We start from the raw sequence: 26,667 nt of genomic DNA, 5'->3' as shown, positions 1-26,667 counted from the left end.
TACGAGCTGCAGAGTGTGGGCGCTGCTAGCACGTTGGCCGATTTTTCATGGTATGATATAAACCGATGGAGGGGACGGGAACATGACATTTATTGCAGTATTAGCCGGATTACTGCTACTGACACAACTAGCGGCACATCTATGTCATCGCATCGGTATTCCAGGGGTGATCGGCCAGATTATGATTGGAATGATAGTCGGACCGGCCCTACTTAATTGGGTTCGGTTGGACACGATGATGAATGAATTTCAAAATATTGGCGTCATTTTGCTGATGTTTATTGGTGGATTAGAAAGTGATTTGGGACTGCTAAAACGATATTTAAAGCCAGCTCTCGTGGTGGCGGTAATCGGTGTGATTTTTCCGATCGTCATCATGGGGATGACAAGCTTCATCATGGGATTCTCACTACTAGAATCATTGTTTATTGGGGTTGTTTTTTCAGCGACTTCCGTTAGCATTTCGGTCGCCGTTTTAAAGGAATTTCATTATTTAGATACTAAAGAAGGCGCCACAATTTTAGGTGCGGCGGTGGCTGATGATGTGATCGGCGTGATCTTGTTGAGCATCATGATTAGTGTGATGCACCAAACGGGAATGGCGACGGGCGCATCCACGAGCCTCGCCCTGATTTTTGTGGAGCAGATCTTATTTTTCGCGGGAGTTTACTTACTTGTTAGATGGCTTGCGCCCATTTTAATGGGACTCAGTGAGAAGTTATTGACAACCTTGGCGCCGACGGTCATGTCGATGGTGATCTGTTTCAGCATGGCTGCGGTCGCAGATTATGTTGGTCTTAGTGGTGCTGTGGGCGCCTTTTTTGCCGGCATTGCGATTGCCCACACCACCAAGCGCGAAATAGTGGATAAAAGTGTGGAACCAATTGGATACGCCATTTTTATTCCACTCTTCTTTGTGAGTGTCGGGCTCAACATGACGATGACCCATTTGTCGCAATCGCTTGGGTTTGTCATTATCATGACGATTCTGGCATGTCTGACCAAGCTCCTTGGCTGCGGTCTCGGTGCTGCTTTAAGTGGCTTTAGTTTGCAGAGCGACTATTTGGTTGGGGCCGGCATGATTTCGCGAGGAGAAATGGCGCTGATTACGGCTCAAATCGGGTTTGATGCGCACCTGCTATCGGGGGCCTATTATTCGGATTTGATTCTAGTGATTGTTTTAGCCACGGTATTGGCACCATTTATCCTCAAGCATGCGATCAAGCACCATCAACAGTTACCAACGACATCATTATCACAGGGTTCTACAGTCAATTAACTGTGGATAATTAAGAAAGGATCACTTACCTGCTGTGCATTCAGGGGATAAGTGGTCCTTTTACGTGGATAAGTTGTGAATTGTGGGGATAATTTTGGGTTATCCACAGCGTCAATGACAAATGTAGTTTTGCACATGTGGATAATGACTGACGGTGACGAGTTTTGAACAGGTTGGAGGTGATGTTCACCGGTCATGTAATCAAATAAAGACAACCAATCCAAAAATCAGGATTAATTGTCTTTATTTCACTAATGCTTAAGCCATAGTCGTGCTTGCTGCGCATCCTATTACTTACATAAACATTTTTTTCGTTGCCCTTGCCAAGACCTTTGGATCCTTGTCGAATCTTGGATTTTTGACGAGTTTGTCCATTGGCACGCCCGCAAAGTGGAAAGCCGCGATTTCTCCGGAACGGACCGCACTTTGTTCCGTGAAAACCATTTGGTAGGGCTGTTCAACAAATTCGCCGGTAAAGGCGAGGTTGGTGGAGTGGGTGGGGATCACTTCTGGCCGATCTGCCTTGGCCCGGTTATTAAACAAAGCCGAGGCGTACGGCATGTAGACTGGAATATTATTAATGACGCTATCAAAGATTTCCTTTGTGTAGTGGTTAATATTAACCGGGCCGGGATCCACCTTTGCTAGTTGGCCGATCAGCTCTGTTAGCATTTCTTTCCCAGTCATCTTAATGTACTGCTTATTGACGAATTCCCCGCGCCGACGTGGATAGAGGAAGTAACCCCAGATGACGGTTTCATTTGGTTTCTGAGTCGTGAAGTGAGGTTGGTGATGAACCACAATCGACATATTAACGTCCTTATGTCCGAGTGGGGTAATCGGCGTTGTGGAAATAAACGAGTTCAGTGCGTTACCGGGAACTTGGGTGGTAATTCGCGTGATTTCGTTTAGTAAAAGATGATTTTTAGTGGTTAGCGTGAAGCTAACCCATTCACTTGCATCCCGATCCGCAAAGAATTTGTCAGGGTTACCTAAGTTATAGAAATGCGCGGTGGCTTTTTTCCACAACCCAGCGGCTGCCCCGTAGTCCATGTTTTCAGCTGCCGGTGTGTTGTAGTCTCCCATTGTGGCTGAATCCGTGATTGATCCGTTTGTGAAGAAGACAGCCGTTGCGTCGTCAACTGTGACACTTTCAGTTTCGCCTGTTAAGGTATTTTCCATTTCTAAGCCCGTAACGGTAATTTCATCTTGCATGGCTGTTTCTTTGAAGTGCCAGTCGGTAACCCGCCGGTTTAAAATGATTTGGCAACCTTGTTCTTTGAGATAATTAATCAATGGGAGCATGATACTTTCATACTGGTTATAGCGGGTCCGGTTAACGCCAACTAGGTGTTCAATTTGAGTGAATTCATAAATCATTTGGTGCATGTAACGCCGGAGTTCTTGGACAGAACTCTTCGTCCGGAATGCAAACGTGGTTTCCCACATGTACCAGAAATTAGTGGTGAAAATATGTTGCGACGACTTAAAATAGTCCGCAATTGTAATATTATCTAGTTTTTCTTCCTGAGAGTCGGGCATGAGGACCAGACGACTCAGTAGCATCCGGTCCTTATTGTTCAGACCCAGGTGGCCCCCATTGATAATGCCCTTCCCGCCTTGAAGCAGGCGTGCCTTATCGAAGGTCCGGTGTTTCGCATCAAAATCACGCGTATCTTCGGCCGCCGTCATTCCTTCTTCCGTTGCTGATGGAATTCGATCGAGCAAATCCATTAGATCAACGTAAGTCCGGTAGTTTAACATCCGGCCCCCACGAGCAACGTAACCCTTGGTGTTGGCCATCGGGTGTTCTTTATTCCAGTATTCATCGGTGGTTTCATCAGTTGGAGCACCATCGTTGGAACCATGATCGTCGAGTGAGTAAAATGTAATTTGATCACCATTCCAGTGACCTTCCTGAATCAAATAAACCGCAGCCGCCATATTTGCCAGCCCTGCACCAATCATAATCGCTTTGTTTTTCGTCATTATTGTGCACCTCCGGATAGATTAAGTAACATTTCTGCCCCTACTATAATCCGTTGTGCAACAAAAGTCTATCGAAACGATTGCCTATATCAACAATTTGTAAACCGCGGTATACCAATGATTGTTAACTGTGTAAACTAAAAAACAGCTTAACTATTCCAGAGGTTACTGAGAAAATGGAAGGGCATCATCGGATCACTAAAATCGCCATCAAAGTAGGGGCATTCCCACTTTGATGGCGATTTTGAATGGTTACTGAAACCTTGTTCTGCGTCGATGCTAAGGCGAAGTTTTTTCGGTAGCCTAGTACGGCGGATTACTTTTTGGAGACACGATGTTCAATTTGCATTAGATCGCTGGGAATTTGGGTGATAACTGAACTGACTTCACCGATGCTTAGTAGGGTCAGGTCATGCATCGCACGCGATGCAATAGTATAGAGAATGCCGATTGACCGCCGTTCATGATAGTTGGTTTCTGAGACGTCGTAGGCGATGACCGCATCGAATTCGAGTCCCTTTGCAAGGTAAATTGGGAGAACAATTAGCCCTCTGGGTAGTTGTCGATCAGTATCTTGTAGGAGATGCAGCTCGGTTTGTGTGTGGAGCCGCTGGAAGACGTCCTTGGCCTGTTGGGCATTTTTGGTGAGAATGGCCACGGTTTGATAGGTGGCCTGATACCGTTTGGTTTCGGCAAGTAATGCCTCATCTGCACTTGCGTGATCGTAACGAATGAGGACTTTCGGACGGGCCCCGTGCCGACTGAAAGCCGTAATTTGATCGCCGTCGGGAAGCAGCGCTTTGGCAAAGTGTGTGATTTCGGTGGTCGACCGATAGCTACGATTGAGAGCAATTAGGTTGGGCCGTTTAGCCGCGAGGGCCTCGCTGAGCCGGTGCAAAAGAGATTGTGGGGCTTCGATATCCTTAAAGAGCGCTTGCTCGCTGTCACCCAAAATTGTAAATTTAGCATTAACAAAGACGTGTTTTAGATAGATGAGGGCGGCCACGGAATAATCTTGCATTTCATCAATGAAGACATATTCCAATGCTCGATTTTGTCCTGAACCGGTGATTAAGTCCCGTAGTAAAAGAAGCGGGGCACAATGCATGAGCGCTATTTGGTGAAACTCAATACCATGGCGATAAGCGGTCATCATTGTTTGCCAGGCATCAGTGGTTACCTGTTGGGCGAGTGGGGTGGCCTGTAAAAAGTGCCCGTACTGAGCGTAGAAATCGATAAAGTAGTTATTATAAATCGCATCGTACACAATTCGGAGTCTACGGTGGGCCAATCGCCGTGAGAGATAGTCGATCTGAGCGTCTTCGGAATCGAACTCCTCTGGCCGATGCTTGCCGTAAAGCGCCAACATTGACTCATCACTGAGGTGGTCTAATTCTTCCGCAATCCAAGCTTGTTTAGCCTCGTGTTTAATTCGTTGTTTCAGTTCCTTGATCAAGGCATTTTTGGTGGCTAATATCTTATCAGCCAGATGTAAATTGGTGGGAAGCTGCTGGTAAAGTGCGAGAATATGATCGGCACTGAAGAAAACACGACCGTTAAATAGGATGTTGGTGAACTGAATATCATTCGGAGTTAAGGACTGACAGTACTGCTCGACGTGTTGCATGCTGGCCGCACTTTCCAGCACTGCTTGCACCGCTTTTTGCTGCTCAGTTTGGCTTTGCTCGTCTTCGAAACGTTGGAATAAGGTTTGAACATCAAGACCTTCAAAACGCCGGTTGAGAAACTCCGCCAGGGTAATTTGGCGCATATTACGTTCCCCTAAACTCGGGAGAACTTCTGAAATATAGTGGCTAAAGAGGCGGTTGGGGGAAAAGAGCACAATTTGATCGGCGTTGAGGCTGGCACGGCTGTGGTAGAGCAAGTACGCAATGCGTTGGAGGATGGCGGAAGTTTTACCGCTTCCGGCAACCCCTTGTACGAGAAGCAGATCACTAGTGGTATCACGAATAATGTCATTTTGTTCCTTTTGAATTGTGGCAACGATATTTTGCATATGCTGATCGTTTTGCTGCCCCAAGGCGGCCTGAAGCATTTCATCGCCCACGGTCTCGTTAGTGTCAAACATATTGGTAATTTGCCCGTCACGAATGGTGAATTGGCGCTTCTTCGTTAATTCGGTTGTTTGCGTGCCACCGGGGGTGGGGTAGTGAACAGTCCCGAGCGTGCCATTGTAGTACACCCCGGAAATTGGTGCCCGCCAGTCGTAGATCAGGAACTCGGTTTTTTCGTCATTCATTAGGGAAGCGACACCAATGTAAAGTGATTCGGGAGTAGTTTCGCCTGGATCCTTAATATCAATCCGCCCAAAATAGGGCGATCCGGCGAGATTAGTCATCGTATCGAGTTGCCGTTTTAAGATCATTTCGCTTTCGTTAGCACGCGCAACGAGTTGCCGTTGCTCTTCGATGTTGGCAATCGTATCGGTTGTATCATCGGCTTCGTAGTTATTGACCGAAGCATTATCGCTGTAGTTTTGTTCAACGGCCCGTGTTTCACGATGGGCGGCTTCGAGAAGTTGCCGGTTGGTTTCAATTTGTTCCCGAATTTGACCACTCACAAAATTTACCCGTTGCTGTTCTTGTTGTTTTTCTTGTTGTTCAGTCACTACAGGGCCTCCGTTTCCTAATCCATTCAAAAAGTGTCTATCCATTGTAGACCGTCAGTGGTGTCACTGCAAGCGTTCGACAACATTATTCGTGGGTTTGTTAAGATTTCCTCTGATTTAAAAGTCACATCTTTACATTCCTCCATTTAATCGGTAAACTTAAAGAGTTAAGAGTAGCGTGAATTAAGCGAGAAGTGTGGTTGGTGAAAGGACTTCTAAAGCGCGAATTGGATCATGTGGTTTCCCGCCCTAAGGGATAAAGTGGCAGCACATATGCTGCAAGCTAGGTGGTACCGCGCGACGACGTCCTATTGCATTTTTTGCAGTAGGCTTTTTTTATAACATTGGAGGAAAATAATCTCATGGCAAAGAAAACAATTTTAACTGGTGACCGCCCAACGGGTAAGCTCCATATTGGGCATTATGTCGGCTCATTACGTAACCGGGTCGCATTACAAAATTCTGGTGAATACGACAATTACATCATGATTGCTGATCAGCAGGCGCTGACTGATAACGCTCGTGATCCCGAAAAGATTCGCAACAGTCTGATCCAAGTCGCTCTGGACTACTTGGCCGTGGGCATTGATCCGGCTAAGTCGACCATTCTTGTTCAATCACAAATTCCAGCCTTGAACGAGCTGACGATGCACTATTTAAACATTGTGTCAGTTAACCGCATCAGTCGCAACCCAACCGTAAAGACTGAAATCAAACAAAAGAAGTTTGGCGAAAGCGTGCCAGCTGGTTTCTTCATCTACCCTGTGAGTCAAGCTGCTGATATTACGGCTTTTAAGGCGGATACGGTGCCTGTTGGTGATGATCAAGAACCAATGTTGGAACAAACGCGTGAAATCGTCCGGTCGTTCAACACAATTTACCAAAAGGATATTTTAGTGGAGCCTGAAGGCTACTTCCCACCAAAAGGACTAGGACGAATTCCTGGTTTGGATGGGAATGCCAAGATGAGTAAGTCGTTGAACAATGCTATTTACCTGTCAGACGATGCGGATACCGTCTCTAAAAAGGTCATGTCAATGTACACCGATCCTGAACATATTAAAGTCAGCGATCCTGGTCACGTGGAAGGCAACACGGTCTTCACCTACCTCGATATTTTTGATCAGGATAAGGCTCAAGTGGCCGCGTTGAAAGCGCAGTACCAAGCTGGTGGTCTCGGTGACGTTAAGATCAAGCGCTACTTAAACGAAGTGCTGGAGGATGTTTTGGCTCCCATTCGTGATCGTCGTGCCCAGTACGAACAAGACCTTGACTACGTTTATCAGATCCTAAAAGAGGGATCAGAGAAGGCCAATGTGGTGGCTAACCAAACATTGAAAGAAGTTCGCGATGCGATTGGCATCAATTACTTTGGCTAAGCTCAGGCGTTAATTTTGAATTCTGTGATTTCAGAAATGCCCCGACAGAAATGTCGGGGTTTTTGGTTTTGAAGGAATCGTTTTAATTTGATAGGTCGATCGTGCAGATTATAATTTTTAAGTGCTGTTATCCGCGTGAAATGGTATTATTGAAAGGAATAATAAAAAGTTAATGAGATATTTTTAAACGCACTGGAGGTGAAAAAATTGGAGAACTTGGCAATTGTTGATTTAGGCTCAAATTCAGTGCGCATGGCGATTACCGAAATTGCCCCTGATGGGAGCTTTAAAGAAGTTAAACGTGTAAAAGAAGACTCCCGCATCTCGGAAGGGATGGGCCGGGAAAAAATGCTCCAAGAACACGCGATGAACCGGACAATTGCAGCGTTGAAACGATTTAAGAAATTATACGATGGCTTACCCCACCTCAAGGTTCGTGCGATCACGACGGCGGCGGTCCGTCAGGCAAAAAATCAAGCTGAATTTCTAAAGCGGGTCAAGGATGAAGTGGGACTTGAGCTTCAAGTGCTATCCGGTGCTAAGGAAGCGTATTATGATTATCTTGGTGTTGTGCGAACCCTCCAACTCGATCACTGCTTGATTCTGGATACCGGTGGTGCGAGTTGCGAATTGATTTTGGTTCAGCATAAGAAGGCCCGCAACTTGATTTCCATTCCAATCGGCGCCGTGAATATTTCGGAGCAGTATCACCTTGGTGGATATGTCAAGGCGGTTGACTTGTTCCGAGCTCAGGTAGGGGTTAATGAACGCCTTACTAAGATACCATGGTTGAAGTATGCGCATCATGTCCCGATTGTCTTACTCGGTGGTGCCAACCGGACGTTGGCCCGAATGAGTCGTAATTATCGTCATAAGACCCGTGGGAGCATTCACGGATACCATTTATCAGCCCGCGCTGTGTACGCAACTTACCGGGAACTTTTAAATAAGAACCTGTCCCAACGAAAGAAGATTTCAGGATTGGAACCAGAGCGTGCTGACATCATTGTTGGCGGCATGCTTCCACTAATTTGTCTCCTCCAACGCAGTAGCGATGGTCGGGTAATCTTTTCGGAAAGTGGTGTTCGTGAAGGCATTATCGCCGAGTATGTTAAACAAAGAAGTGAACAGTAGCCAAGAGTGACGGAGGGATTATGATGGCACAGTGGCAACATGGTTTCTATAAGCAGTCGTTAGAGAACCGGCAGGCGTTGATTGCGGATCGCTTTCAACTTACTGCAGCCCAGCGGCAGTTGTTGGCACAGAACACGTCGGCCCATGGTGACCAGATGATTGAAAACTATGTGGGTGAGTTTACCATTCCGGAGGGGCTGGTGCTCAACATGGTGGTTAATCAGCGCGCGTACTGCGTCCCATTGGTGACTGAAGAGCCTTCGGTGGTGGCCGCCGCGAATAACGGTGCTAAAATCGTTGCACAAAGTGGCGGTTTTACGGCCCAAAGTAGTGCACGACAAATGATTGGTCAGGTTGTGCTCAGTCAGATAACTGAGCTAGCACCGGTAACGACATGGCTGAAGGCCCATACTGCCGAACTGTTAACCATTGCCAATCAAGCCCATCCGTCAATGAAAGCCCGTGGTGCGGGTGCGCAGCAGCTCAAATTACGGCCGTTACCGGATGGCTATTTGTCGGTTGACCTGTTGATTGATGTTAGCGAGGCAATGGGGGCCAACGTGGTTAATACGATGTGTGAAGCAGTGGCGCACCATTTGCGGACGGTCGGGTATCACGTGGTGACGGCTATTTTGAGTAATTTGGCCACGGCAAGTACTCAGACGGTCAATTGCCAGATTGAACTTGCTCAGCTTGCGACCGGTGAGTGGTCTGGTGAGCAAGTTGCCGCGCAGATTGCCGAACTGAGCCATCTTGCGCAGATCGATCCGTACCGTGCGGCAACGCATAACAAAGGGATCATGAATGGGATTGATGCGGCGGTGATTGCTTCGGGTAACGATTGGCGCGCCGTGGAAAGCGGGGCCCACGCCGCAGCTGTACGCGATGGACAGTACCGGGGACTTAGTGAATGGCAAGTCGTCGGTGATCAGTTGTGTGGTGAATTGGTGGTACCATTACCGTTAGGAACGGTGGGCGGTTCGATTGGCATTGTCCCCATGGTGCAGTTAAACCGGCAACTAACCCAATTTAAATCGGTCCATGAACTCGCGGCGGTGATCGCGAGTGTGGGCCTTGCCCAAAATTTAGCCGCGTTAAAGGCGCTGGCAACGACCGGCATTCAGGCCGGTCATATGAAACTGCAGTATCGGTCACTGGCACTGGCAGTTGGTGCCCAGCCGACGGAAGTTGAGTCACTAGTGACAAGACTAGGAGGCCTGGCCCAAGTTGACCGCCAGGTGGCAGTGGACCAGTTAATGCAATTACGAAAGGAACAAACCAATGGCAGAAGTTAAATTAAATGAAGCGGCACAAAATCTTCTCGATACGGTCAATCAACAGTATCCGGGAATTGTGATTCTTCGTGCCGAAGATGAGCAGGCCGGATTTGTCCGTCATGATCAAGCAAAACAAGAGATCTTATCAGACGGCTTGGTGATTACCTTGACGGATGTGACGGCACCAGATTATACGGCGTCGCATGAACTGCTCCATGTATTGATGCTCATGCAGGGATTTCCCCAGATCTTCTTTCAGGTCTCATTTGGAGATCAGAAGTTAGACGAGCAATTGATGATTATGGCGACCGATCTTTACAGTGCTGCGATGCATTTAGTGGTCGTTGCGGAACAACGCAAGCACGGATTGATCGATGACCAAATCGAACAGTACTACCTCAAGGGAATCGACGAGACGTTGACGGCCGAAACTGGTAAAGACGATGACGAACGCACACTCCGTCTCCTGACCTTACTGGACGCCTGTGTCTTTTATGGTGACCACCTGGATCAGGTAACAGAACATTTGCAAAAGCGGTATCCTAAGGCGTTTGCGGCGGCACATCATCTGTATGATGAATTGACCGCTAAACCCGTGGATTCACCGTTTGCCATGCGCCGTGCAATCGTTAAGTTGTTTGGGCAGTTTGATGATGTGATGAACGAATGGGGCTTGCCGGCCTTGCATAATAACGAATTTACCACGTTATCGAGCGCCTTTAGTGAACGGCAGCTTCGCCTTCAAGTCCGTCAACTATTCGAAGTGTTCCATTCCGAAATGGATGATCGTGAAACTGGCGAGAAGGCCTATATTGGGTTGCGGCGTAATGATCGGCAAAACTCTTTCGTGGTCAACCCACCGAAGGATCAGTCAGCAGATTTCTTTAAGGATATTTACGATCAGACCGTGGAAGACTTTTTCAAGCAGATTAAGATGCCTTATATCGTAAGGAAGTGATCAACGTGGATGCTGCAATTCAAACACAATTTGATCAGGCACAGCATATTGTTTTTCTAACCGGAGCCGGTGTTTCGACGGCGTCGGGGATTCCAGATTTCAGATCGGCTAATGGGTTATACACGCAAAATAAAAATGCGGAATACTATCTGAGTCACGCATTTTTTAAGGCTGATCCGCAGGAGTTCTACGACTTTTGTAAACAAAACCTCTATTTCCCGGATGCTCAGCCGAATGTGATTCACGACAAGCAGTCGGAACTCACGAATCAGGGGCGAGCTGCGGTCATTACCCAAAATATTGATAACTTGTACGAGGTAGCAGGAACGCAGGAATTAGTTGATTTTCATGGAAACCTCTTTCACGTATCCTGTGAAAAATGTCATCAATCGGTGGATTGGCACGACTATCTCAAAAATCGCATTCATCAAGGTTGTGGGGGACCGCTACGACCCGATATTGTTTTGTACGATGAAGGCATTCCTAGTGAAGCGATTACCCGCTCGTTGGCCTACCTGCAACAAGCAGATTTAGTGGTGATCGTTGGGACATCAATGCGTGTTTACCCGTTTGCGGGGTTGTTGAATTATCGTAATCCACAGGCCACCGTGATTGCGGTCAATCAGGAGGCCTTATCACTTCCGGTGAAGTTTGAAATGATTCAAGAAGATGCCGTTCAATTTTTCAGTGAACTCGAAGTATAACTATTTATTTCACCAATGAAATCGGTTACAATTGATCTAAGAGGTGATCGTCATGACACGTGAAATGATTTTTGATCAGTTAGATAGAACTATTCGGAAGATGCGAACTATTCGAATGTTTCAGGTTTTGTTTGATTGCGCGGTCGTTTATGGCATCATATGTGTGATCGTGGATGGCACACGGGTGACATTGTTTAACCAAACAATGGTGCAAAATAACGCGATGATTGTGGTATTGCTGATTGGGGCAATTGACCTATGCCTCGCCGTGATTCGGCGAAATTACCGCAGCACCGGCATGCAACTATCGCAACAGTTTACGGGTCGGCTTTCCGATCAGGAAATGCAACTGGTGCGGGCCTTGGAACGGTTCTAAGACTTGAGCATGAAATCAAATAATGGCATAATGGTCGGGCGCGCTGTGAAAATAGCGGGCTCGATTACTTTTGTGGGAGCAGGGGAGAATAGATGATAACAATTGGATTAACAACATGGACGGATCATCCGGCATTGATTAAGGAACCACGTGATGTCTTGTTGGATGAATATGCAGCCCGGTTTCCGACGGTGGAAGTAGATAGTGCGTTTTATGGCATTCCTAAGGCGTCGACCGTTCATCAGTGGCAGGCCTTGGTGCCAGCACAATTTCAATTTATTATCAAAGCTCATCGTGAAATGACGTTACATCCAGCGGTTGATCGGCAGGCGGCGCCCATTTCTGATGAAGCCCGCCGTCAAATCTTTCAAACGTACTTAGAAATGCTTCAGCCGCTCATTGCGGCTAATCAGTTAAAGACGGTTTTGTTTCAGTTTCCGCCATATTTTCAGGCGAATACCGAAAATTTTACGTATCTAAGACGGGTACGGGCTCTTTTGCCCGCTGTGCCGATCGCGGTAGAATTTCGCAATGCGACTTGGTTTGATCCGATTATTTTGCAGTCCTTAACGGGGTATCTGAAAGAATTAAAGATGACGCTTGTCGCAGCTGACGAGGCACAAACGGCAGCAGGCTCGGTGCCATTCCAACTGGCCGTGACGAACCCTGATCTGGTGATGCTGCGACTGCACGGTCGCAATATGACCGGTTGGAACCAACCGGGAAAAGAGTGGCGCAAAAAACGGACGCTCTATCGGTATAGCGACGAAGAACTGACACAGTTTAGCCAAGTCATTGATGGCGTCAAATCGCAGGTACGAGAAGTTTGCGTGATTTTCAATAATAACTCTGGTAAGGATGCGGCCCCGAATGCGTTACGCCTGCAAGAAATGTTGCACGTGTCATTTGCCGGTCTTGCTAAACGACCACCTGAACAAATGGATCTGTTTTAGGCCCGGTGGCTTGGTGACTACAGGTAACAGGCAATCGACTAGCAGTTCACGCTGACCGCTTAGAGAGAAACAAGGGACAACGGCTTGGCAGATAATAAGTGGCCAGTACCGGCTTAATAGGGCACCGGTTTTACAACGAAACGGTCTCGCTTGTATGGAATCTACTCTCAGAATTTGCTATACTGTAATCTAATATGTACAAATACGTACTAATAATTAAAAGTTAATTTTAAGTAAGAAGGGAAGGCCTCATATGGCTGAACAAAAACCAACATTCTATATTACAACACCAATTTACTATCCATCTGGTAAGTTACATATTGGTAATTCGTATACCACGATTGCCTGTGATGCGGAGGCACGCTTCAAGCGGCTGATGGGTTACGATGTCTTTTACCTCACCGGGACGGACGAACATGGTCTCAAAATCGAAGAAAAGGCTGAAAAATTAGGAAAAGATCCACAGACCTACGTGGATGAAATGGCTGCCGGAATCAAGAATCTGTGGCAATTATTAGACATTTCTAACGATAAATTTATTCGAACTACCGACGACTATCATGAAGCAGCAGTGCAAAAGATCTTTGAAAAGTTATTAGCTCAGGGGGATATTTATCTGGGCGAATATGAAGGCTGGTACTCTGTTTCCGATGAAGAATACTTTACCGAAACGCAACTAGCTGAAGTTTACCGTGATGATAACGGCAAGGTCATTGGCGGGAAGGCGCCTTCCGGTCACGAGGTTGAACTCGTGAAAGAGGAATCCTACTTCTTCAAGATGAGTAAGTATGCCGACTGGTTGCTCGATTATTATAAGACGCACCCAGACTTCATTCAGCCCGCTGCTCGGATGAACGAAATGATCAATAACTTTATCAAACCTGGCTTGGAAGATTTAGCCGTGTCACGAACAACCTTCAACTGGGGCGTTAAGGTCAAGAGTAATCCAAAGCACGTGGTTTACGTGTGGATCGATGCTTTGACGAACTATATTACCGCGCTTGGGTATGGCACTGATGATGATGGTAACTTTAAGAAGTACTGGCCAGCCGATGTCCACATGGTTGGAAAAGAAATCGTCCGTTTCCACACGATTTACTGGCCAATCATGTTACACGCCCTCGGTTTGGATCTGCCTAAACAGGTCTTCGGTCATGGGTGGTTGCTCATGAAGGACGGCAAAATGTCGAAGTCTAAGGGGAACGTCATCTATCCAGAAACGTTGGTTGAACGTTATGGGCTTGATGCTGTTCGCTACTACTTGTTACGCGCGATGCCTTATGGTAATGATGGTATCTTTACGCCGGAAGACTTTGTTGATAAGGTGAACTTTGATTTAGCAAATGACCTCGGAAACTTGTTAAACCGGACCATTGCCATGATCAACAAGTATGAAGGCGGCTTGATAATTGCCGATAATGGTGAAACAACCGAGTTTGATGCGGATCTAGAACAAACGGCGCAAGCAGCCATTACTGAGTTTAAAGATTTGATGAACCAGATGCACTTTAGTGACGCCCTCAAGGCCATTTGGAAGTTAGTTTCGCGGGCCAACAAGTATATTGATGAAACCCAACCTTGGATTTTAGCGAAGGATGAGACTAAGGGCGCACAGCTCGTGGACGTTATGAGTCACTTAGCTAAGAGCTTACGGGTCATTGCTGGTTTGTTACAACCAATTATGACAAAGGCTCCGGTTGAGATGATGCGTCAACTCGGCATTGAAGGCGATAATCTTCAAATTAGTGCCCTTGAATTTAATGATTTCCCAACGACCGCGCATGTTGTGGCCAAGGGTGAACCAATCTTCCCTCGTTTAGATGTTGAGCAAGAAGTAGCCTTTATTCAGGGTGAAATGACAAAGGATGAAAAGAAGAAGGGACGTGCCGCAATGGAAGCTGCTAAGAAAGAAGCACAAACTAAGGTTGAAGAAGCTACCGAAACAGACGGTAAAAAGCCCATTCGGATCGAAGCCTTTGATAAGGTTGAAATTAAAGTCGCGCAAATCAAGGCCGCCGACCATGTCGAAGGTGCGGACAAGCTTTTGAAGTTCCAACTAGACGATGGGACGGCTGAAGGTCGTCAGATTCTCTCTGGAATCGCTAAGTGGTATCCAGAACCAGAACAATTGGTTGGTAAAAAAGTATTGATCGTGGCGAACTTGAAGCCTCGTAAGATGCGTGGCGAACTGAGTCAGGGCATGTTGTTGTCTGCAGAACACGATGGCGAGGTAAAATTAGTTATTGTGCCAGATGAACTCGTGAACGGTTCAGGCGTCGAATAAGAATTAGAGTGACAGCAAATGCGAAGAATCGTGACCGAAAACAGTCGCTGATTCTTCGCATTTATTGCGAAAACAGATCTCATGAGCCAGCAAAGGAGAATCACCATGGCAATTTACACACATGACGAAAAACTAAATATTTATGATTCACATACGCATTTAAACGATGATACGTTTTACGATGAAGTTCCCGCCTATTTGGCCCGTGCTAAACATTTTGGGGTCAACCAGATGAACATTGTCGGCTCAGACGCTGTTTTAAACGAGCGCGCCCTGCAGTTGGCTCATGACTACGACCAACTGCACGCAATTGTCGGCTGGCACCCAGAAAACGCCAAAGACTATAATCAGACTGTTGAAAAGCAGCTCATCGAACAATTGGCCGATCCGGCGGTAGTGGCGATGGGGGAAATGGGTCTCGATTATCATTGGGATACCTCACCACAAGATGTTCAGCGCGACGTTTTTGCGCGTCAAGTCCAGATTGCGAAAGATCTTCACCTCCCAATTTCAGTTCACGATCGTGATGCGTTTGAAGATACGTACAAGATTTTGAAGGCGGCAGACGTCCGTGACATTGGGGGAGTCATGCACAGCTTCAACGGTGATCCGGAGTGGCTTAAGAAGTTTTTGGATTTGGGGATGCATATTTCTTATAGTGGCGTGGCCAGCTTCAAAAACGCCAAAGAGGTTCACGAATCTGTCAAACAAACACCATTAGAAATGTTACTGGTGGAAACTGACGCCCCATATTTAACACCAACCCCATATCGTGGTAAGCAAAATGAACCGGGCTTCACTAAGTTTGTGGTGGATGCCATCGCGCAGTTACGTGAAATGAGTGCCAAAGAGGTTGCTGACGCGACGTTTGCTAATACGGTCCAACTATTTGGGAGTCACCATGCAAAAGATTAAGGAAGTCATCGTGGTCGAGGGTAAGGATGATACGAAGCGGCTCGCACAGGCTGTGAACGCGGATACTTTTGAGACCAATGGCTCAGCACTCTCAGCCGCCAATATTGAACAGCTCAAGCAGTTGCAGCAGACGCGTGGACTCATTGTCTTTACCGATCCTGACTTTAATGGCGAGCGACTCCGAAAGATGATTTCACAGGCAATCCCTGGGGTTAAGCACGCTTTTATCAAGCGGAGCCAAGGTATTCCAGAGGTGAGCGGTGGGAGTCTCGGGGTGGAGCATGCCACCCCTGAGGTAATTCAGCAGGCACTTGCGCATCTCTATACTCAGGAGACGGAGCCACACGCCGCAACCATTACTGCCAGTGACATCCGGGCGGCTGGGCTGGCAAATGGGGCGCAGGCGAAACAACGGCGGCAACGATTGGGTGAGTTATTGGGAATCGGGTACGGGAACGGTAAACAATTACTCAAGCGATTGAATTTATTTCGGATTTCCAAGGCCCGTTTCGATGAGGCGGTCGCCCAGTTATTAACGGAGGAACAACATGAATCAGAAACCAGAAATCGGTAATCCGATTAGAACAAAAGCGATCCTTGAACGTTACGGATTACGTGCTAAAAAGAGTTTGGGGCAAAACTTTCTGACTGATACGAATGTTTTGAATAACATCGTGAGTGCCGCTGAAATCACAAAAGCGGATAACGTCATTGAAATCGGCCCTGGGATTGGGGCATTGACCGAAAAATTGGCGCAAGCAGCCGGTGAAGTGGTTGCCCTTGAAATTGATGAAGACCTACTAGATGTTTTATACGAGGTCCTATTTGACTACGATAACGTCAAGGTGATCAACAAAGACGTTCTCAAAACTGATGTTAAGACCCTGATCAACGAGGAATTTAGCGATCCGAGTCGTCCGATCAAGGTTGTGGCCAACTTGCCTTACTACATTACGACGCCAATTTTGATGCAGCTACTGAGCGTTGACGTGAAGTGGGCAAGCATTGTGGTGATGATGCAAAAGGAAGTCGCCCAGCGTTTGGCGGCGGAACCAGGAACCAAGGCGTACGGGACACTATCGCTTGCAATTCAGTATAAGATGGACGTCCGCTTGGCGTTTGAAGTGCCACGGACCGTGTTTGTGCCCGCACCAAATGTGGATTCGGCGATTGTCGAGTTAACGCCCCGCCATGAGGCACTAGCCGTGTTACCCGATGATGAAAAAGGCTTGTTCCGGCTCATTAAGGGGTGCTTCAGCCATCGCCGTAAGACGCTGGCTAATAATCTGCAGGGTGTGGTTGGCAAGGGGGCTGATAAGAAGGCTCAAACGCAAACCATCCTAACGGAGCTATCGATTGCACCCTCGGTTCGACCCGAAAGGTTATCGCTCGACCAGTTTATTTTGCTCGCAAATCGGTTACGGGACGCGGAACTAATCTAATTCAGGTCTTGCCAATTAGGGACAAGTGTGGTAAAATTTGCTATTTTTGTGAAACAGGCGTATAATAGTTTCACAGTGAGGTGAATTAGATGCCAATAACAATTCAGAGCATCAAGGCTAAGCTTGACGCCCGTGTGGGTGAAAAGTTGTTAGTTGTTGCGCAGGCAGGACGCAAAAAAGTCACTAAACGTCATGGCGTTTTGAGTGAAACCTACCCAGCAGTCTTCGTTGTCGATTTGAATCAGGATGAAAATTCGTTTGAACGGGTATCGTACAGTTACACGGATGTGCTGACCAAGAATATCGAGATTGATTTTGAGGACGATTCATTAATTTAACTAAAAACGCCAATGGCTTAAGTCATTGGTTTTTTTAGTGGCATGAAAAAAAGAGAGTAATGAACAAAAAAATATATTTGTTTGTTAATTAATATTAAATAGGCAAAACAAACGAATTAACGATGGAAGTCATTTATCGTTCGACCCATCGTTATACGTCAGGGCAATCATCGGTTACTGATGATTGCTTTTTTACTGGAATCGGTTTCAATTGCATTAGTGATGAATTATAGTAGTAAGGGAGATTGAATCGAAGGATTCGATTATTCAATTATTAAGCGAGGAGTTTAATTATGGGGAAAATTAGGCAAATCAAAATTGGGATGATTATTACTGCAAGCGTTGTGCTGATTGCTATTTTAGTGGGATATCATGGGCAAAATACGGTTGCCAAGAAGGGGGCGGCAACCACTCAGACAGCGACTAAAACAACGAAAACCGTTCACTTATCATTCATGGGAGACGACACTTTAGGAACAGATCCTCAGCTTAAAGCAGCCACGAATTTACCAACGGTGTGGGCTCAACATGGTAATGATCCACACTATTTTTTCAAGAATGTGAGTCAGTATTTTAAACATGATGATCTAACGGTCGCCAATTTGGAAACGACATTTGCATCTGACAGTCGACAAGAGGCCGCCAAGCCTGGTAACATTGTCTTTCATTTCAAGGGTAATCCGAAATTAGTCGCGGCCCTCAAAGTGGGCGGGATTGATACCGTTACAGTTAGCAATAATCATATTTTTGATTATGGTAAGGGCGGTTTTCAAGACACGATTGAGATTTTAAAAAAAGCCCAGTTGGGTTACTTTGGTGAAGGTTATCGGTACGTGAAGACGGTCAAGGGCGTCAAGCTGGGCTTTTTAGGATACCAAGGATGGGCGGCCACAAGGGCTGATAAGCAAAAAATTACCAAGGACATTCGTTCACTTCGCAAGCAGGGATGTGCGGTTGTGATACCATACTTCCATTGGGGAATTGAGCGCAATGCCTATCCGAATGACACGCAAAAGACGTTAGCCCATTACGCAATTAACCACGGGGCTGACATGGTGATCGGTTCACATCCACACGTGATTGAGTCGATGGAATCGTACAAGGGTAAGCTGATTGCCTACTCGATGAGCAACTTTGCCTTTGGGGGGAATCCCAATCCTGCCGATAAGCGCTCGTTTATTTTACAGACCAATATGATGGTGAAGGGCAAAAAGATGAGTGCCATGAAGTTCCGTGTGATTCCAACCCGGATTTCGACCACCGATAGTCACAATGACTATGTGCCAACACCGTATACAGGAAGCCAGAAAGTGGCAGTTCTTCAGTACATGAATCAGTTATCCCCAACGTTAGATAATCGCATTAGTGCGCATTTTACTACATTGCCGAAGTGAACGGACCGACGAACATGACGATTAGCTGTGGTCATGGGGTTTCGTGAGGGGACTTCTCACAAGTCCCGCCTTCTTTTATTGCCCCGTCTCCTAAAAATTAGTATAATTGGCATATCTATAACTAACGAAAAAGGAGGCGTATCTGGTGAATGTGATTGAGAAAGCACCGGCGAAGATTAACCTGGGACTAGATACGCCAATGAGATATCCAGATGGCTCGCCGCAGTGGAACATGATCATGACCTCCATTGACTTAGCGGACTATGTGAGCGTGGAGGTGTTTCAAAAACATCACCAGATTAAGGTTTACACCGATAGCGGCTTTTTGCCGAACGACCAACGTAATTTGGCCTATCAGGCGGTCCATATATTGCGCAATCGATTCCACCAAAAAGATGGTGTGACGGTTCGCATCAAGAAAAACATTCCGGTGGCGGCCGGTCTAGGAGGCGGATCGGCAGATGCAGCGGCAGTATTGCGGGCATTGAACCGAATCTGGCACTTGGGACTCAGTCTGGAAGAGCTTGCCAAAATCTCATTGACGATCGATTCTGACGTACCATATTGCGTGTATAATCAAACGGCACACGTCACGGGGCATGGGGAAAAGGTCAATCTGTTAGCTCCGTTTCCGCATTACTCGATTGTGCTAGCTAAGCCAAAGGTGAGTGTCTCAACGCCGACCATCTTGAAACGAATTGATTATCAACGGTTAAATCATAATGTGAATATTGAACAGATCATTCAGGGCTTGGAACAAGTTGACGAAGAAATGATGTTTGATGCGATGGGAAATGTTTTGGAACCATTGACCAATCAAATGTATCCAGAAATTATGAAGTTGAAACAAAAAATGTTGGATCACGGCGCATCGGTGGCGCAAATGAGTGGGACGGGGCCGACCGTATTCGGGGTCTGCAAAAAATTATCACAAGCCAAACGGCTCCAAAATAGTCTCCGGGGCTTTTGCCATGAGGTTTATCTCGTCCGAGCATTGTAACAATCACTGAAGAGAAGGGACTGCATACCGAGTTGCAGTCCCTCGTTTGTGACCAAAGGAGAATGTCAGGTGCTTAAACATGAATTAGTTTTTCAATCACAAATTGCGAAAAATAAACCAGAAACTATTCGTCATCCGCACAATGCTTGCCCGTTTTGCGATACCGAGGCACTGACCGATATCATTGAGCAGCGTGGGGATATGATTTGGCTGATGAACAAGTTTCCGACACTCGCGAAGACGACGCAAACAGTGTTGATTGAATCACACCGTCATGATGGTGATTTTAGTAACTATTCCGCAACTGAAAGTCGCGATATTATTCGTTTTGCACTAGCGGCTTGGCAACAGTTATTATCCGACCCACGTTATCAAAGTGTACTGATGTACAAAAATTTTGGGCCATTATCGGGCGGTAGTCTTACCCATCCCCATCTTCAGATTGTTGGATTGGAGGAGGTAGACGGTTATGAAAATATCGGTCCCGAGAACTTTACGGGGCCGACAGTCATTGCGTCTGATCACTGTTGTGTGACACTTTCGGACCAGCCGGTGTTAGGATTTGTCGAAGCCAACATTTTGATTGATTCGGTAGCGTCCAGTGATAAAATGGCGGATGCCATTCGGGTGTTGACCCACTATTTTTTGACCGATTATAATCGGGGCCGGTGTCACTCATATAACCTCTTTTTTTACCGGCAAAAAGCCCACCTGATTTGTAAGGTGGTCCCCCGGTATCCCACGTCGCCGTACGCGATTGGGTATAAGTTGGTGCAGGTGAATAACGACGCACGAGTGGCCGAAATTAGTGCTCAGATGCGGGCTCAATTTGAGGCATTCGCGTATTAAAAATAAAAATTTAGTTTGACAGGTGAAAAAATCTAGGGTATTCTAATTGCAATTAAACGGAGGTAGTTCAAATGACACAAGCGTACAATATTAATTTTGCAAATGTATGTTGCTGTGGATCGCGTCTTATGCGACCCACTAGTTGGTGTGCCTAAAATTTGAACTCGCACTTCAATTACATCGGGATAAATCGTATGGGACGTAAATTCAATTTTGAATTTACGCCCTTTTTTTATCCTCAAATTCGAAAGGAAGTTATCACAATGTTGGTCAATAATATTTACGAATTAATCGGACACACCCCCTTAATGAAATTGGCGGTGCCGACACCTAATGACAGTCAAATTTACGCTAAGTTAGAATCGTTTAACCCCGGTGGCAGCATCAAGGATCGGTTGGGGATGGCCCTGATCGAACACGGCATAGAAATTGGCGCAATTACGGCAGGCACCACGATCATTGAACCAACGGCAGGTAACACAGGAATTGGGGTGGCCTTAGCCGCGCAAAAGTATCGTTTACCAGTCAAACTAGTGGTACCGGCTAAGTTCAGTTTCGAAAAGCAAACCTTGATGCGCGCTCTGGGGGCCGAAATTATTAACACACCCTCCGAAGAGGGGATCAAGGGGGCTATGAAGAAGGCCGAAGCCCTAGCTGATGAGATCGATAATTCATACGTTCCAATGCAATTTGAAAATGTTGCCAACCCGCGAATTTACCAAACAACATTGGGTCCTGAAATTTTAGCCGACCTAGCCGGACAACGGATTGATGCTTTCGTCGCTGGTGCCGGTAGTGGGGGAACGTTCGCTGGCACTGCCAAAGCCCTGCACGATGTTTATCCCACGATGAAGACGGTGGTTGTTGAACCGGAGGGCTCGATTTTGAATGGTGGTCCCTCACACAGTCATCGGACCGAAGGCATTGGGGTGGAATTTATTCCTCCGTTTTTCGATGATGTTCAAATTGACGTCACGAAAACAATTAGTGATCAGGCGGCATTTGACCACGTGCACCAATTGGCAGCTAAATTTGGGCTATTTGTGGGGAGCTCGAGTGGTTCAGCATTAGCAGCGAGCTTAGAAATGGCCAAAGAACTGCCAGCAAATTCAACGATTGTAACGATCTTTCCAGATTCAAGCGAGCGTTATTTGAGCGAAAATATTTACGACTAAAAAAATGGAGGAATTTAATAATGAAATTTGATACGAAGTTAATTCATGGCGGTATGAGTGAGGATCCAACGACTGGGGCAGTTTCGATGCCGATTTATCGGGCTTCAACGTTCCACCAAAAAGTGCTGGGTGGGCAACCCGACTGGGAGTATTCGCGAACTGGCAATCCCACACGAGCCGCAGTAGAACAGCTGATTGCGGATATCGAACAGGGAACGGCCGGGTTTGCGTTTGCATCTGGGTCGGCCGCGATTCACACCGTTTTCTCTCTTTTTAAGGCCGGCGATCATTTTGTCGTTGGAAATGATGTTTACGGTGGAACGTTCCGGCTCATTAACAAGGTGCTCAAGAAGTTTGGCCTCACGTTTACAACGGTTGATATGACAGACTTAAAACAGGTTGAAGCAGCCATTCAAGACGATACGGTGGCCATTTACTTTGAAACACCCACTAACCCATTACTGAAGATTTCAGATATTGCGGCTGTCAGCGCAATTGCCAAACAACACGGATTGAAGACCATTGTGGATAATACGTTTGCGACACCATATAACCAAAATCCACTGGCATTAGGTGCAGATATTGTGGTTCATTCGGCCACGAAGTATCTCGGCGGTCACAGCGATTTGGTGGCTGGCTTTGCGGTTACCAATGACGATCAACTTGCCGAAGAAATCGCCTTTTTACAGAACTCAATTGGTGCGGTTCTTGGACCAGACGATAGCTGGTTGTTACAACGGGGGATGAAAACGTTGGGGGCACGGATGCGCGTGCACCACGAAAATGCGGCTGCGATTGTGAATTTATTGAAACACGATGATCGGGTGGCTAAGGTTTATTACCCGGGAGATCCGGACTTTGACGGTTATGAGATTGCAAAGAAACAAATGACCCACTTCGGTGCCATGATCTCATTTGAGCTCCGTGACGGACTAGATCCGAAGAAGTTTGTCGAGGGCCTTAAAATTGTGTCACTAGCTGAAAGTCTGGGTGGCGTGGAAAGTTTGATTGAAATTCCATCAGTAATGACTCACGGTTCAATTCCGCGGGAAATTCGATTGGCGAGCGGAATTAAAGATGAACTCATTCGTTTATCAGTGGGCCTCGAAGATGAAACTGATCTAATTGAAGATGTTCAACAAGGACTCAACCAACTTTAAGTTGACATCAAAAGACGGAAAGGAGGGGACGCGATGTTAGCTGCAGCGAAGTACATCGTAAACCAGGACCCGGCAGCTAAAGGGGTCTGGGAGGTGCTTTTAACCTATTCTGGATTCCATGCGTTGGGCTTTTATCGGGTTGCACACTGGCTTTACCAGCATCATCGGTATCTCCTCGCCGCAATGATTGCACATTTCGGGAAGCGTGTGACGGATGTTGAAATTCATCCGGGCGCCCAGATTGGACACCATGTATTTATCGACCACGGGCACGGGGTTGTGATTGGTGAAACGGCAATTGTGGGGGACTATGTGACTATTTTGCATGGCGTCACACTTGGATCACGGCACAACGAAACTGGCCGTCGTCATCCCTATGTCGCTAATCATGTGTTCATTGGCGCCAATGCTTTGTTGCTGGGACGAATTAATGTGGGGGCCCGTGCCAAAGTTGGTGCGGGAACGGTGGTTCTGGCCGATATTCCGGCAGATGCAACGGTTGTCGGTAATCCGGGCCGAATTGTGCACCAAGAATCACACACGGTGATACGAAATTATTCGAATTCAGTGGCAAGCGGTGTATAATAAGCCTTTGAATACGTGAGAAGGTGAATTTGTGAATACAAAAACGAAACAATTTAAGCTCGTTCAACATACGACGGCGGCGTTGGGCGCGGGATTAATCGTCGGCTCAGCACTAGTGTACCGGTTTGCGACTGGATTTTCAGATAAGCAAAAAAAGCAGGGACAGGACAAATCGATCAGCCAAAATAATCCGGTGGACAATGATTGGTTTGATCACCTGAATGCTGAAGAGTGGCAGATTACGACCGAGGATGGGCTCAAACTGGCGGCCAGTTTTGTACAGAATCCGGCTCCGACTGGTAAAGTGGTTATCTTGGCCCATGGCCTACATCATTCACGTCAGCAGGTGGGGGTATACGCCCGTGTATTTTACGAGCAGGGGTACAGTCTTTTAATGCCCGATGCTCGCGCGCATGGTAAGAGTGAGGGCAATGTAATTGGTCTTGGCTGGCTTGACCGGCAGGACTATCTGCAGTGGATTCATGAAGTTCTGAAACGGCAAAACGAGAATGCTCAAATTTTACTCTTTGGAATCAGCATGGGCGCGACAACGGTCCTGGCTGTGAGCGGTGAGGACCTCCCGAAAAACGTTGTCGGCATTATCGCCGATAGTGGGTATAGCAACGTTTTTGCGGAAGGTAAATATCGTCTTCGTCACAAATACCATTTTCCAGCGGTCCCATTTGTGGCGATTGCTAGTACGATTTCGAAGGTTCGTGATGGCTACGCATTCCAAGATGGTGATATTTTACAACAGGTACAGCGCAATCAATTGCCATTGCTGTTGATTCATGGTGGGCGAGATCAAACGGTTCCGGTGAAGAATGTGTTTGAACTGTATCACGCCGCTAACCAACCGAAAAAACTATACGTTGAACCAACGGCGGATCATATTGAATCAATTTATGTGAACCCGGCCAAGTATCGGCGAGTGGTGGAGAAATTTCTCAATTTGGTTGATCGTGTCCAAGAGAGCCATCCCACAGCTTAAGATTTAGTTATCAACCTTAAAATTCGTTCATCATTGACGGTGGACGAATTTTTTCTGTTGCCAAAGTAAAGTGACTTTAGTAAACTACTAAATAGTAATTATTACAATTTAGTTAGTAGGAGATGTAAATATTAGTGATGTATTGAACGTTCAACGACTAGCTTTATCCTATGGGGATGAAGATGTCATTGATGATTTAAACTTTCACCTGCAAGCAGGACATTTTCTGGCCGTAATTGGTGAAAATGGCGTGGGAAAAACGACCCTCGTTCGAGCGCTTTTGGGACAGTTGAAACCTAAGGCCGGTGTGATTGAATTTAGTGAACCTAAAAAGAAAATGAAAATTGGTTATGTGCCCCAATTTAGAAACCTAGACGAAGAGTATCCACTTTCGGTGCGCGATTTTGTGGCACTGAGCTTGATTAATCGTCGACTACCATGGCTGAATAAAGCGGAAGTGCAGCGATTAGATGAAGTGATGCAACAAACCAACCTATTAAAGATTGCCAATCGGCCCGTGGGATTAGCTTCCGGGGGCGAAAAGCAGCGGGCGTACCTTGCTCAGGCGTTGATTAATCGGCCAGAACTTTTGATTTTGGATGAATCAACGGCGAGTTTGGACAACGAAATGAAATATGAATTGTTGGATCTCGTCGCAAAATTTCAGCATGGTCAGGACTTAAGTGTGATTTTTATTACTCATGATCTGCCACTTGCACAGCGGTACGCCGATCATTTCCTCATGATGGAACACTTTAAATACACGACAGGTAAGATTGCTGATTTACCGGTCGAACAAGTGGAGGAACAGTAATGCTAAGTTATGATTTTATGCGTCATGCATTTGTGGCGGGGACCTTTATTGCTATTATTTGTGGCACAATGGGCGTCTTTGTGATTGCCCGTAACATGTCCTTTTTAACCCACACATTGGCAGAGATTGGGTTTGCGGGTGCCGCGTTTGGAGTGTTTGTCGGGTGGCCAGCCCTTAATGGCATGCTTCTTTTTACGGTGTTGAGTTCCGCGATGGTCGGGCAAATGAGCGTGAAGTCGGCCCGTCGGGAATCCGTGATTAGTGCGGTATCGGCGTTGTTTTTAGGCCTCGGGATTTTATTTCTCGCGATTTCTGATCAAACGTCTAGTTCTGCCACGAGCATTTTGTTTGGGAGCGTTATCGGCATTAGTAGCGCTGAAGTGTGGCAGATTGCGGGACTATCACTGGTCATTATCGTGGTCATCTTGCTCATGTACCGATCACTGAAGTTTGAATCGTTTGATGCGGTCGGTGCGCGCGTGAACGGGATTAACGGAACCTTGATTTCCATTGTTTTCTTAGTGCTATTAGCACTGAGCGTCAGTGTCGCAGCACAAATCGTGGGGTCACTTCTGATTTTTATCCTGCTAACATTGCCGGCAGCGAGTGCCAAATATTTTGTTCATGGTGTCTTTAAGATGATTGTTCTCGCGATTATTTTTGCACTGGTGGGAACCTGGCTCGGTCTGTATCTGGGATACCTGACTAATTGGCCGGTGAGCTTCTTTATCGCAACAATCGAAGTGCTGATTTTTGTGGCGGCCCTCTGGCATGCCCGTCGCGCTTAGATGTTTACCAGAAATTAAAAGTCATGTTTGGTCGGCAACTCCCCCAATCATGACTTTTTCTACGGGTCAAATGAAAGCGCATTAGGCACGCTATTATATAGTAGAATTAATTTTTTTGGCGTTAGAAATTATGAGAAACGGATAAAAGACTGCTGAACGGATAGCAGGGTTGCTTGAGTAAATTGGCATAACATTTAGTAAGTTAAATATTTTTTATCATTATTTAAGTAAAACACGAACAATTATGGTATTAT

General features: G+C 46.5%; 24 protein-coding genes. 22 read left to right on the top strand and 2 right to left on the bottom strand.

What is annotated here, in order from left to right:
• Positions 1–82: 82 nt before the first annotated feature.
• Complete coding sequence (locus FC26_RS00325; RefSeq protein WP_057777064.1) at positions 83–1,279, top strand: cation:proton antiporter; 1,197 nt, start codon at positions 83–85, stop codon at positions 1,277–1,279.
• 294 nt (positions 1,280–1,573) lie between these two features.
• On the opposite strand, the gene FC26_RS00320 is transcribed toward FC26_RS00325, so the two are convergent.
• Positions 1,574–3,268, bottom strand: coding sequence for an oleate hydratase (locus FC26_RS00320; protein WP_057777063.1), 1,695 nt, complete (start codon positions 3,266–3,268; stop codon positions 1,574–1,576).
• A gap of 316 nt (positions 3,269–3,584) precedes the next feature.
• Positions 3,585–5,942, bottom strand: a complete 2,358-nt coding sequence (gene helD, locus FC26_RS00315) for an RNA polymerase recycling motor HelD (protein WP_057777062.1) — start codon at positions 5,940–5,942, stop codon at positions 3,585–3,587.
• A 317-nt stretch (positions 5,943–6,259) separates the two neighbouring features.
• On the opposite strand from helD, the gene trpS reads away from it, so the two are divergent.
• The 21 genes from trpS to FC26_RS00210 all read left to right on the top strand — a co-directional run bounded on the left by trpS (position 6,260) and on the right by FC26_RS00210 (position 26,413).
• Positions 6,260–7,276 carry a tryptophan--tRNA ligase gene (gene trpS, locus FC26_RS00310; protein WP_057777061.1) on the top strand — a complete coding sequence of 339 codons (1,017 nt, stop codon included), beginning with the start codon at positions 6,260–6,262 and terminating at the stop codon, positions 7,274–7,276.
• 207 nt (positions 7,277–7,483) lie between these two features.
• Positions 7,484–8,410, top strand: a complete 927-nt coding sequence (locus FC26_RS00305) for a Ppx/GppA family phosphatase (protein ID WP_057777060.1) — start codon at positions 7,484–7,486, stop codon at positions 8,408–8,410.
• 23 nt (positions 8,411–8,433) lie between these two features.
• Positions 8,434–9,705 (top strand): hydroxymethylglutaryl-CoA reductase, degradative, encoded by a 1,272-nt coding sequence (locus tag FC26_RS00300; protein ID WP_057777059.1) that lies wholly within the window; start codon positions 8,434–8,436, stop codon positions 9,703–9,705.
• Complete coding sequence (locus FC26_RS00295) at positions 9,692–10,645, top strand: hypothetical protein (protein WP_057777058.1); 954 nt, start codon at positions 9,692–9,694, stop codon at positions 10,643–10,645. The genes FC26_RS00300 and FC26_RS00295 overlap by 14 nt, the downstream gene beginning before the upstream one ends.
• A gap of 5 nt (positions 10,646–10,650) precedes the next feature.
• Positions 10,651–11,349, top strand: a complete 699-nt coding sequence (locus FC26_RS00290) for an NAD-dependent protein deacylase (RefSeq protein ID WP_057777057.1) — start codon at positions 10,651–10,653, stop codon at positions 11,347–11,349.
• 52 nt (positions 11,350–11,401) lie between these two features.
• Complete coding sequence (locus FC26_RS00285) at positions 11,402–11,725, top strand: hypothetical protein (RefSeq protein WP_057777056.1); 324 nt, start codon at positions 11,402–11,404, stop codon at positions 11,723–11,725.
• 92 nt (positions 11,726–11,817) lie between these two features.
• The gene (locus FC26_RS00280) at positions 11,818–12,678 is read left to right on the top strand and encodes a DUF72 domain-containing protein (protein ID WP_057777055.1); all 861 of its coding nucleotides are present in this window, start codon (positions 11,818–11,820) and stop codon (positions 12,676–12,678) included.
• Positions 12,679–12,931: 253 nt separating this feature from the next.
• On the top strand, positions 12,932–14,962 hold the full coding sequence (gene metG, locus FC26_RS00275; protein WP_057777054.1) for a methionine--tRNA ligase: 2,031 nt from the start codon (positions 12,932–12,934) through the stop codon (positions 14,960–14,962).
• A gap of 105 nt (positions 14,963–15,067) precedes the next feature.
• Positions 15,068–15,877, top strand: coding sequence for a TatD family hydrolase (locus FC26_RS00270; RefSeq protein WP_057777053.1), 810 nt, complete (start codon positions 15,068–15,070; stop codon positions 15,875–15,877).
• Positions 15,864–16,451 carry a ribonuclease M5 gene (gene rnmV / locus FC26_RS00265; RefSeq protein ID WP_057777052.1) on the top strand — a complete coding sequence of 196 codons (588 nt, stop codon included), beginning with the start codon at positions 15,864–15,866 and terminating at the stop codon, positions 16,449–16,451. The genes FC26_RS00270 and rnmV overlap by 14 nt, the downstream gene beginning before the upstream one ends.
• A complete protein-coding gene (rsmA, locus tag FC26_RS00260; protein WP_057777051.1) occupies positions 16,426–17,319 on the top strand; it encodes a 16S rRNA (adenine(1518)-N(6)/adenine(1519)-N(6))-dimethyltransferase RsmA in 894 nt (297 codons plus the stop codon). Before rnmV ends, rsmA begins: the two co-directional genes overlap by 26 nt.
• A gap of 89 nt (positions 17,320–17,408) precedes the next feature.
• A complete protein-coding gene (locus tag FC26_RS00255) occupies positions 17,409–17,657 on the top strand; it encodes a Veg family protein (protein ID WP_057777050.1) in 249 nt (82 codons plus the stop codon).
• Between the two features lie 293 nt (positions 17,658–17,950).
• Complete coding sequence (locus FC26_RS00250) at positions 17,951–19,051, top strand: CapA family protein (protein WP_083483696.1); 1,101 nt, start codon at positions 17,951–17,953, stop codon at positions 19,049–19,051.
• Positions 19,052–19,196: 145 nt separating this feature from the next.
• A complete protein-coding gene (gene ispE / locus FC26_RS00245) occupies positions 19,197–20,051 on the top strand; it encodes a 4-(cytidine 5'-diphospho)-2-C-methyl-D-erythritol kinase (protein WP_057777049.1) in 855 nt (284 codons plus the stop codon).
• Positions 20,052–20,120: 69 nt separating this feature from the next.
• Positions 20,121–20,900 carry a DUF4931 domain-containing protein gene (locus FC26_RS00240; RefSeq protein WP_057777048.1) on the top strand — a complete coding sequence of 260 codons (780 nt, stop codon included), beginning with the start codon at positions 20,121–20,123 and terminating at the stop codon, positions 20,898–20,900.
• 263 nt (positions 20,901–21,163) lie between these two features.
• On the top strand, positions 21,164–22,075 hold the full coding sequence (locus FC26_RS00235) for a PLP-dependent cysteine synthase family protein (protein WP_057777047.1): 912 nt from the start codon (positions 21,164–21,166) through the stop codon (positions 22,073–22,075).
• 20 nt (positions 22,076–22,095) lie between these two features.
• Positions 22,096–23,235, top strand: a complete 1,140-nt coding sequence (locus tag FC26_RS00230) for a trans-sulfuration enzyme family protein (RefSeq protein WP_057777046.1) — start codon at positions 22,096–22,098, stop codon at positions 23,233–23,235.
• Positions 23,236–23,268: 33 nt separating this feature from the next.
• Positions 23,269–23,820 (top strand): serine O-acetyltransferase EpsC, encoded by a 552-nt coding sequence (epsC, locus tag FC26_RS00225; RefSeq protein ID WP_057777045.1) that lies wholly within the window; start codon positions 23,269–23,271, stop codon positions 23,818–23,820.
• Positions 23,821–23,851: 31 nt separating this feature from the next.
• Positions 23,852–24,811, top strand: coding sequence for an alpha/beta hydrolase (locus FC26_RS00220; RefSeq protein WP_057777044.1), 960 nt, complete (start codon positions 23,852–23,854; stop codon positions 24,809–24,811).
• 142 nt (positions 24,812–24,953) lie between these two features.
• Positions 24,954–25,625 (top strand): metal ABC transporter ATP-binding protein, encoded by a 672-nt coding sequence (locus tag FC26_RS00215; protein ID WP_235809446.1) that lies wholly within the window; start codon positions 24,954–24,956, stop codon positions 25,623–25,625.
• A complete protein-coding gene (locus FC26_RS00210) occupies positions 25,625–26,413 on the top strand; it encodes a metal ABC transporter permease (protein WP_057777042.1) in 789 nt (262 codons plus the stop codon). Before FC26_RS00215 ends, FC26_RS00210 begins: the two co-directional genes overlap by 1 nt.
• The last annotated feature ends 254 nt before the right edge of the window (positions 26,414–26,667 follow it).

The organism is Paucilactobacillus vaccinostercus DSM 20634 (assembly GCF_001436295.1).
Taxonomy (GTDB): Bacteria; Bacillota; Bacilli; order Lactobacillales; family Lactobacillaceae; genus Paucilactobacillus; species Paucilactobacillus vaccinostercus.
The sequence above is the reverse complement of the archived record's forward strand: the minus strand, read 5'-3'. Positions and strand labels throughout refer to the sequence as shown.

Excerpts from the sequence above, each read along its gene's own strand:
- FC26_RS00325 (WP_057777064.1), top strand. The coding sequence starts at position 83 with ATGACATTTATTGCAGTATTAGCCGGATTACTGCTACTGACACAACTA.
- FC26_RS00320 (WP_057777063.1), bottom strand. The coding sequence starts at position 3,268 with ATGACGAAAAACAAAGCGATTATGATTGGTGCAGGGCTGGCAAATATG.
- helD (WP_057777062.1), bottom strand. The coding sequence starts at position 5,942 with ATGGATAGACACTTTTTGAATGGATTAGGAAACGGAGGCCCTGTAGTG.
- trpS (WP_057777061.1), top strand. The coding sequence starts at position 6,260 with ATGGCAAAGAAAACAATTTTAACTGGTGACCGCCCAACGGGTAAGCTC.
- FC26_RS00300 (WP_057777059.1), top strand. The coding sequence starts at position 8,434 with ATGGCACAGTGGCAACATGGTTTCTATAAGCAGTCGTTAGAGAACCGG.
- FC26_RS00295 (WP_057777058.1), top strand. The coding sequence starts at position 9,692 with ATGGCAGAAGTTAAATTAAATGAAGCGGCACAAAATCTTCTCGATACG.
- FC26_RS00285 (WP_057777056.1), top strand. The coding sequence starts at position 11,402 with ATGACACGTGAAATGATTTTTGATCAGTTAGATAGAACTATTCGGAAG.
- FC26_RS00280 (WP_057777055.1), top strand. The coding sequence starts at position 11,818 with ATGATAACAATTGGATTAACAACATGGACGGATCATCCGGCATTGATT.
- metG (WP_057777054.1), top strand. The coding sequence starts at position 12,932 with ATGGCTGAACAAAAACCAACATTCTATATTACAACACCAATTTACTAT.
- FC26_RS00270 (WP_057777053.1), top strand. The coding sequence starts at position 15,068 with ATGGCAATTTACACACATGACGAAAAACTAAATATTTATGATTCACAT.
- rnmV (WP_057777052.1), top strand. The coding sequence starts at position 15,864 with ATGCAAAAGATTAAGGAAGTCATCGTGGTCGAGGGTAAGGATGATACG.
- rsmA (WP_057777051.1), top strand. The coding sequence starts at position 16,426 with ATGAATCAGAAACCAGAAATCGGTAATCCGATTAGAACAAAAGCGATC.
- FC26_RS00255 (WP_057777050.1), top strand. The coding sequence starts at position 17,409 with ATGCCAATAACAATTCAGAGCATCAAGGCTAAGCTTGACGCCCGTGTG.
- FC26_RS00250 (WP_083483696.1), top strand. The coding sequence starts at position 17,951 with ATGGGGAAAATTAGGCAAATCAAAATTGGGATGATTATTACTGCAAGC.
- FC26_RS00235 (WP_057777047.1), top strand. The coding sequence starts at position 21,164 with ATGTTGGTCAATAATATTTACGAATTAATCGGACACACCCCCTTAATG.
- FC26_RS00230 (WP_057777046.1), top strand. The coding sequence starts at position 22,096 with ATGAAATTTGATACGAAGTTAATTCATGGCGGTATGAGTGAGGATCCA.
- epsC (WP_057777045.1), top strand. The coding sequence starts at position 23,269 with ATGTTAGCTGCAGCGAAGTACATCGTAAACCAGGACCCGGCAGCTAAA.
- FC26_RS00210 (WP_057777042.1), top strand. The coding sequence starts at position 25,625 with ATGCTAAGTTATGATTTTATGCGTCATGCATTTGTGGCGGGGACCTTT.